At 69.7% G+C, this 14,022-nt stretch carries 10 protein-coding genes; 3 read left to right on the top strand and 7 right to left on the bottom strand.

Going from position 1 to position 14,022, the window contains the following annotated elements; all coding sequences use genetic code 11:
• Positions 1-9 precede the first annotated feature (9 nt).
• Both AC6LJ9_RS13440 and AC6LJ9_RS13435 read right to left on the bottom strand, forming a co-directional pair.
• Positions 10-2,271, bottom strand: coding sequence for an Orn/Lys/Arg family decarboxylase (locus AC6LJ9_RS13440; RefSeq protein ID WP_498147936.1), 2,262 nt, complete (start codon positions 2,269-2,271; stop codon positions 10-12).
• 258 nt (positions 2,272-2,529) lie between these two features.
• Positions 2,530-2,982, bottom strand: a complete 453-nt coding sequence (locus AC6LJ9_RS13435) for a hypothetical protein (RefSeq protein WP_498147935.1) — start codon at positions 2,980-2,982, stop codon at positions 2,530-2,532.
• Between the two features lie 112 nt (positions 2,983-3,094).
• Between AC6LJ9_RS13435 and AC6LJ9_RS13430 the strand changes: the two genes are divergently transcribed.
• Entirely contained in the window at positions 3,095-3,613 is a 519-nt protein-coding gene (locus AC6LJ9_RS13430; protein ID WP_498147934.1) for a GNAT family N-acetyltransferase, read from the top strand.
• A 62-nt stretch (positions 3,614-3,675) separates the two neighbouring features.
• Here the strand turns inward: AC6LJ9_RS13430 and AC6LJ9_RS13425 are convergent, their stop codons facing one another.
• On the bottom strand, positions 3,676-4,917 hold the full coding sequence (locus tag AC6LJ9_RS13425) for a GGDEF domain-containing protein (RefSeq protein ID WP_498147933.1): 1,242 nt from the start codon (positions 4,915-4,917) through the stop codon (positions 3,676-3,678).
• A gap of 149 nt (positions 4,918-5,066) precedes the next feature.
• Here AC6LJ9_RS13425 and AC6LJ9_RS13420 point away from each other — a divergent pair, with 149 nt between their 5' ends.
• Positions 5,067-5,921 carry a GNAT family N-acetyltransferase gene (locus AC6LJ9_RS13420; protein ID WP_498147932.1) on the top strand — a complete coding sequence of 285 codons (855 nt, stop codon included), beginning with the start codon at positions 5,067-5,069 and terminating at the stop codon, positions 5,919-5,921.
• A 210-nt stretch (positions 5,922-6,131) separates the two neighbouring features.
• Here AC6LJ9_RS13420 and dcd read toward each other — a convergent pair whose 3' ends face one another.
• The 4 genes from dcd to apbC all read right to left on the bottom strand — a co-directional run bounded on the left by dcd (position 6,132) and on the right by apbC (position 13,645).
• Positions 6,132-6,695, bottom strand: a complete 564-nt coding sequence (dcd, locus tag AC6LJ9_RS13415) for a dCTP deaminase (protein ID WP_103271130.1) — start codon at positions 6,693-6,695, stop codon at positions 6,132-6,134.
• 177 nt (positions 6,696-6,872) lie between these two features.
• A complete protein-coding gene (locus tag AC6LJ9_RS13410; RefSeq protein ID WP_498147931.1) occupies positions 6,873-10,667 on the bottom strand; it encodes a translocation/assembly module TamB domain-containing protein in 3,795 nt (1,264 codons plus the stop codon).
• On the bottom strand, positions 10,664-12,553 hold the full coding sequence (locus AC6LJ9_RS13405) for an autotransporter assembly complex protein TamA (protein WP_498147930.1): 1,890 nt from the start codon (positions 12,551-12,553) through the stop codon (positions 10,664-10,666). Before AC6LJ9_RS13405 ends, AC6LJ9_RS13410 begins: the two co-directional genes overlap by 4 nt.
• A gap of 3 nt (positions 12,554-12,556) precedes the next feature.
• Positions 12,557-13,645, bottom strand: coding sequence for an iron-sulfur cluster carrier protein ApbC (gene apbC / locus AC6LJ9_RS13400; protein ID WP_498147929.1), 1,089 nt, complete (start codon positions 13,643-13,645; stop codon positions 12,557-12,559).
• 101 nt (positions 13,646-13,746) lie between these two features.
• Between apbC and AC6LJ9_RS13395 the strand changes: the two genes are divergently transcribed.
• A complete protein-coding gene (locus tag AC6LJ9_RS13395; RefSeq protein WP_103276198.1) occupies positions 13,747-14,022 on the top strand; it encodes a hypothetical protein in 276 nt (91 codons plus the stop codon).

Here is a 14,022-nt window from a genome sequence, read left to right as displayed (position 1 = left end):
CTTGCGGGATCACTCTTCCTTCAGGCAGTCGACGTAGTAGCGCTTCTCGCCGTCCTCGCCCACCTCGTCGGCCAGGCCATGGATGTAGGTCTCGAAGCCCGGGAAGCGCTCGTTGAACTCACGCGCGAACTGCAGGTACTGCACGATGGTGCGGTTGAAGCGTTCGCCCGGGATCAGCAGCGGGATGCCCGGCGGGTACGGCGTCAGCAGCACGCCGGTGACGCGGCCTTCCAGCTTGTCGATGTCGACGCGCTCGACCTCGCGGTGCGCCATGCGGGCGAAGGCGTCGGACGGCTTGAGCGCCGGCACCATGTCGCTCAGGTACATCTCGGTGGTCAGGCGGGCCACGTCGCGCTCGCGGTAGGCCTCGTGGATCTGCTGGCACAGGTCGCGCAGGCCCATGCGCTCGTAGCGGCGGTGCACCTTGCAGAAGTCGGGCAGGATGCGCCACAGCGGCTGGTTGCGATCGTAGTCGTCCTTGAACTGCTGCAGCGCGGTCAGCAGCGTGTTCCAGCGGCCCTTGGTGATGCCGATGGTGAACAGGATGAAGAACGAATACAGGCCGGTCTTCTCGACCACCACGCCGTGCTCGGTCAGGTACTTGGACACCAGCGCGGCCGGGATGCCGGTCTCGCCGAAGCTGCCGGACATGTCCAGGCCCGGGGTGATGATCGTGGCCTTGATCGGGTCCAGCATATTGAAGCCTTCGGCCAGGTCGCCGAAGCCGTGCCAATGCTCGTTGGACTCCAGGATCCATTCGTCGCGGTTGCCGATGCCTTCGGACACCAGGCGGTTCGGGCCCCAGACCTTGAACCACCAGTCGTTCTTGCCGAATTCGGATTCCACCTTGCGCATGGCGCGGCGGAAATCCATGGCTTCGCGGATGCTTTCCTCGACCAGCGCGGTGCCTCCGGGCGGTTCCATCATGGCGGCGGCCACGTCGCAGGACGCGATGATCGCGTACTGCGGCGACGTGGACGTGTGCATCAGGTACGCCTCGTTGAAGACGTTGCGATCCAGCTTGCGGGTCTCGGACTCCTGCACGATGATCTGCGAAGCCTGCGAGATGCCGGCCAGCAGCTTGTGCGTGGAGTGCGTGGCGAACACCATCGCGTCCTTGCTGCGCGGGCGGTCCTGGCCGATGGCGTGCATGTCCCGGTAGAACTCGTGGAACGCCGCGTGCGGCAGCCAGGCTTCGTCGAAGTGCAGCGTGTCGACGTGGCTGCCGAGCTGTTCCTTGATCATTTCGACGTTGTAGATCACGCCGTCGTAGGTGCTCTGCGTCAGCGTCAGGATGCGCGGGTTCTTGTTGACGGCCTCGCGCGCGAAGGGATTGGCTTCGATCTTCTTGCGGATGTTGTCCGGGTGGAACTCTTCCAGCGGGATCGGGCCGATGATGCCCAGGTGGTTGCGCGTCGGGCGCAGGAACACCGGGATCGCTCCCGTCATGGTGATGGCGTGCAGGATCGACTTGTGGCAGTTGCGGTCCACCACGACCACATCGCCGGCGGCGACGTTGGCGTGCCACACCACCTTGTTCGAGGTGGACGTGCCGTTGGTCACGAAGTAGCAGTGGTCGGCGTGGAAGATGCGCGCGGCGTTCAGCTCGGACTCGGCCACCGGGCCGGTGTGGTCCAGCAGCTGGCCCAGTTCATCCACGGCGTTGCAGACGTCGGCGCGCAGCATGTTCTCGCCGAAGAACTGGTGGAACATCTGGCCCACGGGGCTCTTCAGGAAGGCCACGCCGCCGGAGTGGCCGGGGCAGTGCCAGGAATACGAGCCGTCCTGCGCGTACTTCACCAGCTCGCGGAAGAACGGCGGCGGCAGGCTGTCCACGTAGCTGCGCGCTTCGCGGATGATGTGGCGCGCCACGAACTCGGGCGTGTCCTCGAACATGTGGATGAAGCCGTGCAGCTCGCGCAGGATGTCGTTCGGGATGTGCTCGGACGTGCGCGTCTCGCCGTACAGGTAGATCGGGATGTCGGCGTTGCGAAAGCGCAGCTCGCCGATGAAGGCGCGCAGGTTCTTGATCGCGCTGGCCACGTCCTCGGGCGAGTCCACGTCGAACTCTTCATCGTCGATCGACAGGATGAAGGCGCTGGCGCGGCTCTGCTGCTGCGCGAAGGAACTCAGGTCGCCATAGCTGGTCACCCCGATCACCTCGACGCCCTCGGCCTCGATCGCGGCGGACAGGGCACGGATACCAAGACCGGACGCGTTCTCGGAACGGTAGTCCTCGTCGATGATGAAGATGGGGAAGCGGAATTTCATGCAGGCGCTCCTGGGGCAAGGCAAACGGACGCGTATAAGGGTCGCGAGTGTACTGCGGTAAATAAACCGCCTGGAGGCAGGCGGCGCGTAAGCCCGCCGGGGGTGCGGGAATGGCCGAATTGTAGGGCGCTTTTTCTTTCAGTCCCAAGGCAATCCGCCCCGGGGCGCCCGCAGCGGCCCGCGGGTGTTGCGCATATGCCCCGCCGGGCGCGCCAGCGGCCTCGCGGCAGGTCGCCGCGAGGCCGGGAAAACGGGGGGCTAGCGCAGGGTCAGGGTCTCGCCGGCCTGCAGGGCCGCGATGAAGCGTTCGAAGTAAGGCGGGATGGCCTCGGCCTGCCCGTAACGGATGCGGCGCTCAACCTTGGCAATGGCGGCCAGGCAGACCTGGGCGCCGGACTCGCCGCAGACCAGCACCACCGGATCCTCGTCGTCGCAGACTTCGTACAACCCGCCGTGCTCGCGCCGCGCCACCTCGTACAGGTAGGCGGCCGCGCCCACGGTCTGCATCGGCGTCAGGGCCAGCGCGCCGACGTGGGCGGCCTCGAGCGCGGCATCCAGCGCATGGAGGCTGCCCGGGGTGTAGTCCAGCCCGGCGCCGGCAGGGCCGGCGGCCTGGACGAAATCCTGGGCGGCGGCGGCCACCCGCGCCACGAACTCCGCCTGGACTTCGTCGCGCCTGGCTTCATGGTTTGTCTTGAGGAAACCGAACATCAAGGGCTCCTTGGAGAAAACCGCTAGCGGCGATGAAAACCATTATAGGCAAGCGTCCCCCTATACTGTGTTGCCGCGCCGCAAGGCGTGCCCATTTCCCAACAACCCCGCCATGCCCGATCCGCTGATACGACGATTGACGCCCGCCGACGCCGCACCCTTGCGCCAGTTGCGCCTGAATGCCTTGCGCGAAACGCCCGAAGCGTTCGGATCGAGTTACGAAGAGGAACATACGCTCACGCTGGACGATATCCGCGCCTGGGTCGCCACGGACATCGAAAACGCCATGTTCGGCGTGTTCATCGACGGCGCGCTGACCGGCATGGCCGGCGTGGGCCGGCAGCACAAATTGAAGATGCGCCACAAGGCGCAGATCTGGAGCGTATACATGGCGCCCGCCTCGCGCGGGCGCGGACTGGCGCGCCAGCTGATGCTGGCTGCCATCGACCATGCCGGCGGCATGCGTGGCGTGCGCCAGCTGCAGCTGAGCGTCACGGCCGGCAACCTCGCCGCGCGCGCGCTGTACGAGAGCCTGGGCTTCGCGGAGTACGGCATGGAACCGGAAGGGCTGTGCGTGAACGGCGTGCTGCACGACGAAAGACTGATGACGCTGCGCCTGGCCGGCGACTGAGCGCCCGCCGGCTGCCTGCCGCAACTTTCCGCCCCCAGGGACCGCCGCCGCGCGGCGCCGCCTCAGCCCGCGCTGGCGCGCCGGCGCGCGCCGTACGAACACACCTGGTTGCGACCGCCGTCCTTGGCCTTGTACAGCGCCTGGTCGGCCGCCTTGATGACCGCTTCGGGCGCGCGCAGCGCGTCGCCGCGCTCGGCCACGCCAATGCTGACCGTCACGCGCAACGGCCGCGTGTTGCGTCCGCTCCGGGCGCCACGGCGGCGCAAGCCCGCCTGGTCCGTCCGGGGCCGTGCCGGCTTGTCGCGCAGGCGCATCTGGTAGGCCTCGATGGCGCGCCGCACGGCTTCCAGGTGCGGCATGCTTTCCGCCGCGGTCTTGCCGGGGAACACCAGCGTGAATTCCTCGCCGCCATAGCGGTAGGCATGGCCGCCGCCGGACACGCGGCGCAGTTGCGCCGCGACCATGCGCAACACCTGGTCGCCCACGTCGTGGCCATGGGTATCGTTGAAAACCTTGAAATGATCCACGTCCGCCATGGCCAACGTGTAGATCCGGCCCATGCGTTGCAGCTTTTCGTTCAGCGCGCGCCGGCCCGGCAGCCCGGTCAGCTCATCGCGGAACGCCATGTGGAACCCTTCATGGGCCAGCGAAATGGATAGCGAGGTCAGCGCGGCGGCCGACATCAGCGCCAGCTCCACCGGATGCTGCGCGCCGCGCGGCAGCGCCCAGGCCATGCAGACGAAGCCCAGCCACTGGCCGGCCTGCTGCGGACGGCCATAGCGCAGCAGCAGCAGGGTCAGCGTCAGACCGGTCGCCAGCAGCGCGGCCAGCGCCTCGACCGGCACGCCCAGGCGCGCCAGCGCGCCTTGCACGGCCAGCGTGCTGAAGAAGTCCGCCGTGCCTTCCTTGCCCGCCAGCGCGATGGCGGCCGCGCCCGAGGCCATCAGGCCCAGCCGCGCGGCCAGGTCCAGCAGCACGCTGGAGCGCTCGGCCCACAAGGCATTGATGGTATAGGCCAGCGCCCACCAGGCCAGCGCCGGCCCCAGCGCCCACGGCGCCTGCTCCGCCAGGGCCGGCCAGGCCGCCGCGGCGACCAGCACGCTGAGCATCAGCGCCATGGTCTGCGAACGCTGGTACATCAGGCAGATGGCGATGCCGATCAGCGCCATCACCCAGGGCACGTAGGGAACGATCAGCGCCAGGGCGGGCGGCCAGTCCTGCCAAAGCAGCAGCCCCGCCGCCGCCGCCACCGGCAGCGCAGGATAGAACAACAGGGGCAGCCAGGGGATATGGGGGTAACGCACGATAGGGCCTTGCTCACGCTTGCTGAAATGACGTCGCCAAATCGGCAAACACATATTCCACTTTACGGTCGCCCCCTGGGGTTCTTTAGCGCCGCGCACCCGGCGGTCGCCGTGCTATGTTGGTCGTCCCTGCCCGAGCCTGCGCCGCCATGAGACTCCTGATCAATATCGACGTGCCCGACCTGGAGCGCGCCATCGGCTTCTACGAACACGCTTTCGGGCTGACCCTGTCGCGCCGCCTGGGACCGGCGGTGGCGGAAATGGCTGGCGCCGAGGCTCCCATCTATCTGCTGGAAAAAGCCGCCGGCACGCCGGCGGCGGGTGCGACGCGCCAGCCGCGGGATTACGCCCGGCACTGGACGCCGGTGCACCTGGACGTGGTGGTGGACGATGTGGACGCGGCCGCGACGCGAGCCGTCGCGGCTGGCGCCCGGCTCGAAGACCCGGCCGCCACCCATGCCTGGGGCCGCATCGCCCACCTGAGCGACCCTTTCGGCCATGGCATCTGCCTGCTGCAGTTCCTGGGCCGGGGCTACGACGAACTGGCCGAACCGGCGCTGCGCTACCCGGCCGTGTCCGAAGCCGATTTCGAGGACCTGCTGGCGTTGCGCATCGCCGCCATGCGCGCAAGCCTGGAGCGGCTGGGCCGTTTCGACCCCGAGCGCGCGCGCAGCCGGCTGCAAGCCACCTTCCGCCCGGAATACACCTGGGCAATCGAGCTGGAAGGAAAACGCGTCGGCTTCTACGCCCTGCGCCCGGACGGCGACGGCCTGCGCCTGGACCACCTATACCTGCACCCATCGGTCCAGGCCCGGGGCCTGGGCGGCCGCACGCTCAGGCGCCTGCTGGCACAGGCCGACGCGCAAGGCCTGCCGCTGCGCGTGGGCGCCCTGCGCGACAGCGATTCGAACCGCTTCTACCAGCGCCACGGCTTCGTCCAGGTCGACGAAAGCGAATGGGATATCGAATACCTGCGCCCCGCGCAGGCGAAAACCGGGGGCTAGCGGTCCCAAGATGCGCGACGGCGGCTTTGCCGCCACACGACAACGCCCCGCCCGCCAAGGAAGGTCAGGACGAAGCAGGGCGAAAGGCAGACCCAACGAAGAGGAACGCCACAAGGCCGCAAGTCTGCCCCAATCGGGGCCGCGCGGATCCGGCTCAGCCGGTCCGCAGCCGGCGCCCCCTGGGGGGAAGCGCGTAGCGCTTCGGGGGGGTTATGTTCTAGGTAGCGTGACGCCGCGTTGGCCCTGATACTTGCCGCCGCGATCGCGGTAAGAGGTCTCGCAGACCTCGTCGCTTTCCAGGAACAGCATCTGCGCGCAGCCTTCGCCGGCGTAGATCTTGGCGGGCAGCGGCGTGGTATTCGAGAATTCCAGCGTGACGTGGCCTTCCCATTCCGGCTCCAGCGGCGTCACGTTGACGATGATGCCGCAGCGCGCGTAGGTGCTCTTGCCCAGGCAGATGGTCAGCACGCTGCGCGGAATGCGGAAATACTCGACGGTGCGCGCCAGCGCGAAGGAATTGGGCGGAATGATGCAGACATCGCCCTTGAAGTCCACGAACGAGCCTTCGTCGAAGTTCTTGGGATCGACGATGGTGGAATTGATGTTCGTGAAGATCTTGAATTCGTCGGCGCAGCGCACGTCGTAGCCGTAGCTGCTGGTGCCGTAGCTGACAATGCGCCCGCCATTGGCCGTGCGGACCTGACCCGCTTCAAAGGGTTCGATCATGCCGGCTTCGGCCTGGCGGCGGATCCAGCGGTCGCTTTTGATGCTCATGATGGCAATGGTGCTCGGGGGAATGGACAGCCCTGATTTTATCCCGAGCGGCAGAACGGGCGCCCCCGGCAAAGTTGCCCCCCAATCCAGGCCGCACGGATCCGGCTCCGCCGGTCCGTCGCGGCGCCCCCTGGGGGGAAGCGCGCCAGCGCTTCGGGGGGGACCTGCCCCCCCCTTCTAGTCCCCAAAGAATGTGCGGTAGACCAGGGCGATGCCATTGACCGCGCCGCCCTTCAGGTCCACCGACCAGCGGCGGCTCAGCCGGTAACTGGCGCGTCCCACGGTGTCGGCGCCGGCCAGGGCCTGCTCCACGCTCAGCGTGATGCCGTTGGCGAAGGTCTTGCTGGCTACCAGGAACTGGGTCGCCAGGCGGCTGTCGCTGTCGCGGTTGACGTCGCCGGCCACGGTGCGGTCCGGCAGCAGGCTGCCGGAGCTGCCGATGTTGCCGCTACGGATGCTGACATCATCCAGCCCGAACTGCTTGTAGAACGGCGGCCCGCCGCCGCCCAGCAGCGCCGTGCCCACCGACAGCAGCAGCGCGGCATCGCCGCCGCTGCCGTCCGGCCCGCGTCCCAGCAGCAGCCAGGACAGCTTTTCCACATCGCTCACGTCGGGATACGACACCAGGTCGATACGCGGGCGCTGCGCCGTACCGGCCACCTTGACGCCGGCCTCGACCTGCTCGCCGGTGCGCAGGGCCTCGATGTCCAGCACGGGATTGTCCAGCCGCCCCTGGAACGTCAGCGTGCCGCGACGCAGCCGCAGCTTCTGGCCATAGGCCTCGATGCCGCCGCCGCGCGTGCGCAGCGCGCCCACGCCGGTCAGCCGGCCGTCGCTGAGCAGGATCTGGATCGAGCCCAGCAGGCCCGCGTCCAGGCCCATGCCGGTGATGTAGAAGCGCGGCCCCATGTCGAACTTGAGGTTCATGCTGGTCTGCAGCGGCGTGGACGCCGCGCCGGGATCGTCGCCCGGCCGGCGCACCTTCACGTCGTCGTCCAGCGTGGGCACGCCCTGCAGGATCTCCAGGCTGAACCAGCCGGCGTCCGCCTTGAGGTCGCCCACGATGTCGATGCGCGGCAGGGCGACGTTCAGATCGACCGAGCCGGACACCATGGCATAGCGGTCCGAGCGCTGCAGCGCCGGGAAACGGTACAGCGTCAGGCGCAGCTGGCCGCCACCATCCGTCAGGCTCCAGCGTCCGCGTGCCTCGGCATAGCCGTCCTTGGCCTCGGGATTGGTGGTGATCCATTCCTTGGTGCGCCATTCCGCCGGCATCACGCGCAGCGAGGCCGGGAAGCGCAGGCTGTCCAGCACCAGGCTGTCGCCGTCCAGGCGCGCCGCCAGCTTGCCCTCGACCAACCGCACGCCGTCGTCGATGCGCACCACCCGCAGCCGGTCGCCGCGGATCGCGCCGCTGCCCGTCCACTTGCCCGTCAGCGTGCCCTGGGCCTCCAGGTTGGCCTTGACCGTGCCGCCGACTTCCATCGCGTCGCCCACGAACAGGCCGACCCATGCCAGGTCGGCGATGTCGGCATCCAGCTTGGCGCGGATCGGCTGGCGCGCATCCAGCGCCATGCCGCCCTGCGCATCCACGGCGAGCACGGCCGAGGCCGTGCCGTTGACCACGCCCATCTTCTCGGTGGCCAGGGCCAATTTGGCATCCAGGCGGCTGGCGCTGGCCGAGGACGGCGTCGCGGTCAGGTCCAGCGTCAGCGCCGTCAGTCCCAGCGGCACGGGCGGATCGCCCGGAATCAGCAGATCGCCGTCGCGGCGGGCGATGCGGGCCGAACCCGTCAGGCGGCCGTCGAACTTCAGGTCCCAGGACACATCGAGCGCGATGCGGCGCTTGGCTTCGGCCACCATGGCGTTGACCCGCTTGGGGCCCTTGTCCAGCCGGGCGGCGGCTTCGGGATCGACGGCGGCGATCACCTGCCGCGTCATGGCCGCCGTGATCACCAGGTTGTCCGCCTGGCCGGCGGTTTCCCAGCGCGCGCCGCCGCCGCGCGAGCCCTTGTGGGCCAGCGTCAGGCGTTCCTTGCCCGGCAGCGTCAGGCCGAACGTGGTGGCGCCGACCTGCCACTGCCATTGCGGCGCGACCGCCCCGGGCAGGTAGGCCACGGACAGCGGCCGCTCGGCGGCGACCGCGAAGCCGGCCGATTCCGCATTGAGCCGCGAAAACGTGCCGCGCCAGCCCGTCAGGGCGGCATCGGCCTCGCCCGCCGGGCCACGTCCCCAGCCCCCGGCAAATGCGATATCAGCCTGCGCCGGCGCTTCGCCCAGCACGCCCGCGCGGAACTTGGCCGGCACATAGCGGGCGCTGAACTCGCCGCGATGGGCGGCCGCCGTGCCGTTGAGCTTGCCCTTCAATTCCGCTCCGCCCGGCAGTCCCGGCCAGAAAGCGTCCAGTTGCGGCGCCTGCGCGTCCAGCGCCAGCGACCCGTCGGCCGCGCCCACGTCGCCCTGGGCGCGGATGCGGTTGCGACCCAGCGTCAGGTCCACGTCCAGGCCCTGGATGCGCAGGCCGGCCAGCGGATCGTCGGCCGCGCCGGCCCCGGACGTGGCCGTCCCGGCGGTCGCGGTCGTCGATGCGCCGCCCGCGACGGCGGCGGGCGGCGTGGCCGCCGGCAACTCAACCCGGGCCTTCAGCGCGCCCGCCAGCGGCTGCTTGTTCCAGCGCGAGCCTTCCTGGATGCGCAGGTCCATGGCCGCCAGCCGCAGCTGGCTCAGGTTCTCCAGTTCGGCGCCCAGATCCGCGCTCAGGCTCAGCACGGCCTGCGGAATGTCCTTGCCCAGCCACGGCCCCAGGTCCAGCCGCTCGGCGCCCACCCGGCCCTCGATGCGATCGCGCCCCTGGCCGTCCGCCGCGGCCTTGAGGTCGAACTGCGCCGTCAGCGTGGACGCGTCCGGCAGGCGCGCCTGGGCGCTGGCGCTGCGCAGCACCAGGGGCGTACGCGGCGCCAGATCGGCCAACACATTCAACGCCAGCCCGGAGCCGGTGCCTTCCAGCTTGGCCTGCAGGCCGTCCAGCGAGCCCGCGGCGTCGGCGCTCAGCAACACACGGCAGGCCGGTTCCGGGGGGCCGACGAAAGCGGTGGCCGGCGCCGGCGCGTCGGCGGGCGCGGATGCCGGCGTCGCGCCCGTTGCCTTGCCGGCCTTTTGCGCCTGGGCGGGCTTGCCCGCCTTACCGGATGCCTTGCCGGCCTTGTCCGTCTTGTCCGCGCCATCCGGCCGCGCCCCGCCCGCCTGGGCGTTCGCGCCATCGCCGACGATGGCGCGCAGGCGTTCGGCCTGGCACAGCGGGGAATCAGGGCCGGCGCCCCGCGCGGCCACGTCCAGCCGCAGGCTGAACGGCCACGGGTCCGCCAGAGCGCGCAGCTCGGCCTCGCCACTCAGCTCGGCCTGTCCGATCTCATGGCCGACGCGCAGGCTGGCGATGCGCAGCTGCGCGCTGTCCTGCCCGGCCGCGAAGGTGGCGGCCAGGCCGCCGAGCGACACCGGCAGGGCCTCGCCGTTCTGCAGCAGATGGAATTCGCCCAGCGTCAGCTGGTCCAGCGCGATGTCCACCGGCAGCGACGGCAGGCTGAAGGGCGCCTCGTCCTGCGCGGGCGGCGTTTCTTCGGCTGCCGCCGGCGCCAGCGTCACCGTCACGGCCGCGGCCGACAGCTCGCGCACGTGCAGCCGCCGCTGGCCCAGCGCGCGCCAGTCCACTTTCAGGCCCAGGTCCGCGATTTCGACGCGGGTGCCGCCCGTCTCGAGCTCCAGCCGCCCCACGTTCAGGCCGCGCAGCACCGAGCCGCGCACGTCCAGCGCCAGGCCGTCCAGTTGCTGCGCCGCCGTGGTCAGCAGCAGGCGCGTGCCGCTCTGCGTGCCGGCCAGCCAGAACAGGAAACCGCAGGCCAGCACCGCCAGCATCGCCAGCCCGGGCAGCCACCACACCAGAAGATGGCGCAGGATCGCGCGCAACGTCCTCAAAACGCGATCCCCAGGGAGAAATGCAGTCGCAGGCTGCGGTCGCGCTGGCCGTAGGCCACGTCCAGGAACAAGGGCCCGGCCGGCGTGCGCACGCGCGCGCCCACGCCGTAGCCAACCGCCAGCGACATGTCGCCGAAGGATTTGGCCGCGTCGCCGGCATCGACGAACACGCCCATGCCCCAGCGCTCGTTGAAATAGTGGTCGTACTCCACGCTGCCCACCACCATCGCCGGCGCGCCCACGATCGCGCTGTCGCGCTTCAGGCCGATGCTCTGGTACTTGTAGCCGCGGATGGAACGCGCGCCGCCGGTGCGAAAGCCGAAGTCGTCAGGCACCTGGACCTTGCCATTGGCCCAGATGCGGCCTACCTCGCCACGGATGGTCAGCACGTCGCGCTTGCCGATGGGCCACCATTTCTGGCCGCGCAGCCGGGCGCGCGTATAGGGTTCGCCGGTGTTCAGCACCACGCCCAGGCCGCCGCCCACCGCGATCAGGTTGCCTTCGCGCGGGTCGTACTTGTTGTCCACGTCGCGGCGCAGCCATTCGGCGGTGGCCGTGGCGGACGGCAGCGTGTATTCGTCGCCGCCGTCGATCTTGACGTGATCCTGCGCCAGCAACAGGCCCCAGCGGGTTTCGTATTCGACGCGGCTGTCGCCGGCGGCCTTGCGCTCCTGCAGGCGCGTGGCGCCGAGCGCGTAGCGGGTCACTTCCAGCCCCTGGATGTCGGAGCGGTCGGCCAGCACGCCGAAGGAATCCTTGTAGCCGCGCTCGGTCGGCGGCAACAGGAAGTCGGCGTAGGCGCGCTGGCGCAAGCGGTCCACGCTGAAACCGGTTTCCAGCGTCAAGGGCTGGCCGAACACCACGTTCTGCCGATAGATCGATTCCAGCCGGGCGCCGGCCTCGTCGTCCACGCCCATGGACACCGACAGGCGCTTGGGCGGCGCCTCCACCACCCGCACCTGCACGGGCAGCGTGACCTCGCCATCGGAATCGTAGACCGCCGCGGGCGGCGGCTGGCCACCGGAAACGGACGCGTCGCCCGCCGGCGCCGAGGCCAGGGCGTCGGCCGCCCCCGGCGCGCGGGCACGGTCGGAGATCGGTTCGGGCGCGGCCTGTCCGCCGGGCTGCTGCAGCGACACGAAGGCGCCGCGGAAAAACGCGGTGGACTGCAAGTCCTGCTGCCATTGGTCGAGCCGGCTCTGCTCGTAGGACGATCCCACCGAGTAGCGCACGTAGCGCTGGACCAGTTTTTCCGGCACGCGCTCCAGGCCCTCGGTCTTGAGCTCGCCCATATTCACCCGCGGGCCGCTGTCGATGGTCACGGACAGCGCGGCGCTGGCCTGCCCGGCCTGGATGTCGGCCGCCGAGGACGTCATGCGCGCCAGCAGGAAATCACGCTCGGACACTTCGTCCAGCAGGGCTGCCTTGGCCTTGTTCCAGTCGCTGTTGATGAAGGGCTGGCCGACCTTGAGCTGCCAGTCCTCGCGCAATTTCTGCACGCGCTGCGCGTACTCGGGCCGCGTGATCCGGCCGGTGAAGCCGAGATCCACGGAAGACACCGTCGCGCGCTTGCCCGACACGATGCCGATGTCCCAGGTCTCGCCGCCGATGTCGGTGCCGGCTTCCAGCGTGACGGTGGGGGAAAAATAGCCCTGCGTGGCGAGCGCGGCCAGCGTGGCGTCGCGCGCGCGCCGCCGCAGCCGGCTGATTTCGCCGCCGTCCTGGTCTTCGGCCAGGCGGGCGATCGCGTCCACGGCCTCGGTAATGGCCTGCAGCGCCGCCGGCGTCACGCCGCCGGGGTCGACCACGATTTCGGGACGCTTGGCCGCCGCCTCGCCCGCCATTGCGCAGAGTCCGGCCAGAAAGGCCCGGGCTGCCCAGCGCATGCGTCAGGTCGGCTGTTGCACGACGATGGAGGGGAACTTGCCCGCCATGTCGCGGGGCAGCGCCGCAACGCTTGCCGCCAGTTTGCGGGCGATGCCGCGGTACAGGGCCGCCGCCTCGCTGCCGGGGTCGGAAACCACGGTGGGCTGGCCCGCATCGGTCTGCTCGCGGATCGCCAGCGTGAGCGGCAGGCTGCCCAGCCAGGGCGTGTCGTACTGCTCGGCCATGCGCCGGCCGCCGCCTTCGCCGAAGATGTGCTCGGCATGGCCGCATTGCGAGCAGATGTGGATGGCCATGTTCTCGACGACGCCCAGGATGGGCACCTCGACCTTCTGGAACATGCGCAGGCCCTTGCGCGCGTCCAGCAGCGCCACGTCCTGCGGCGTGGTGACGATGACCGCGCCCACGACAGGCACCTTCTGCGCCAGCGTCAGCGCCACGTCGCCCGTGCCGGGTGGCATGTCGACGATCAGGTAGTCCAGGTCGCGCCAGTTGGTCTGGCGCAGCAGTTGTTCGAGCGCCTGCGTGACCATCGGGCCGCGCCAGATCGCCGGGGAATCCGCGTCGATCAGGAAGCCGATGGAATTGGCCTGCAGGCCATGGCCCTCGAGCGGCTCCATGCTCTTGTTGTCGCGGCTTTCGGGCCGGCCAGACACGCCCAGCATGGTCGGCACGCTGGGGCCGTAGATGTCGGCGTCCAGCAGCCCCACCTTGGCGCCCTCGGCCGCCAGGGCCAGCGCCAGGTTCACGGCGGTGGTGCTCTTGCCCACGCCGCCCTTGCCGGAAGCCACGGCGATGATGTTGCGCACGTTCGGCAGCGGCTTCAAGCCCTTCTGCACCGCGTGCGCCGCGACCTTCCAGGTCACCGAGACCTGGGCATCGGGCGCGCCGGCTGCGGCCAGCGCCGCGACGGCGATGCCGCGCACCTGATCCTTGAAAGCGTCGGCGGGATAGCCCAGTTCCAGCGTCAGGGCGACCCGGCCGCCCTGCAGTTGAATGTCACGATCTTTTACAGATACGCCCAGGTCCAGGCCGGTATTCGGGTCTTGCGCGCCCCGCAACGCGGCGCGGATGTGTTCTATCGTTATACTCATGTCACTATGGTTCCGTAGGCAGCGCGGCTTCTGCTGGCCGCCGTCCCCTAAAGGATAGCGGATACGCGGGAACCTTTCGCTGCGTTTTGCATCCGACCTTCATGACGAATCCTCTCATCCGCTTCCTCCGTGCCGTCCTGTTTGCCGCGCTGGCCCTGATCGGCATGGCGATGGCGCTGGTGTTCATGCTCTCCACCGCGATCGCCGTGGCGATCCTGTACGTGGTGGCCAAGGTGCGCGGCAAGCCGTTCGGCGTGCGCGCCTACTGGAGCCAGCGCCAAGGCGCCCGCCCGAATCCGTTCCAGTCGGCCGCCGCCCCGTTCGCGCAAGCGCGCGGCGGCGACGTGATCGACGTCGAGGCCCGCGAAGTCCGCTGA

This window comes from Achromobacter sp. 1011811831 (assembly GCF_059760905.1).
Note: the sequence above shows the minus strand (reverse complement) of the source record. Positions and strands in the feature narration are given on the sequence as shown.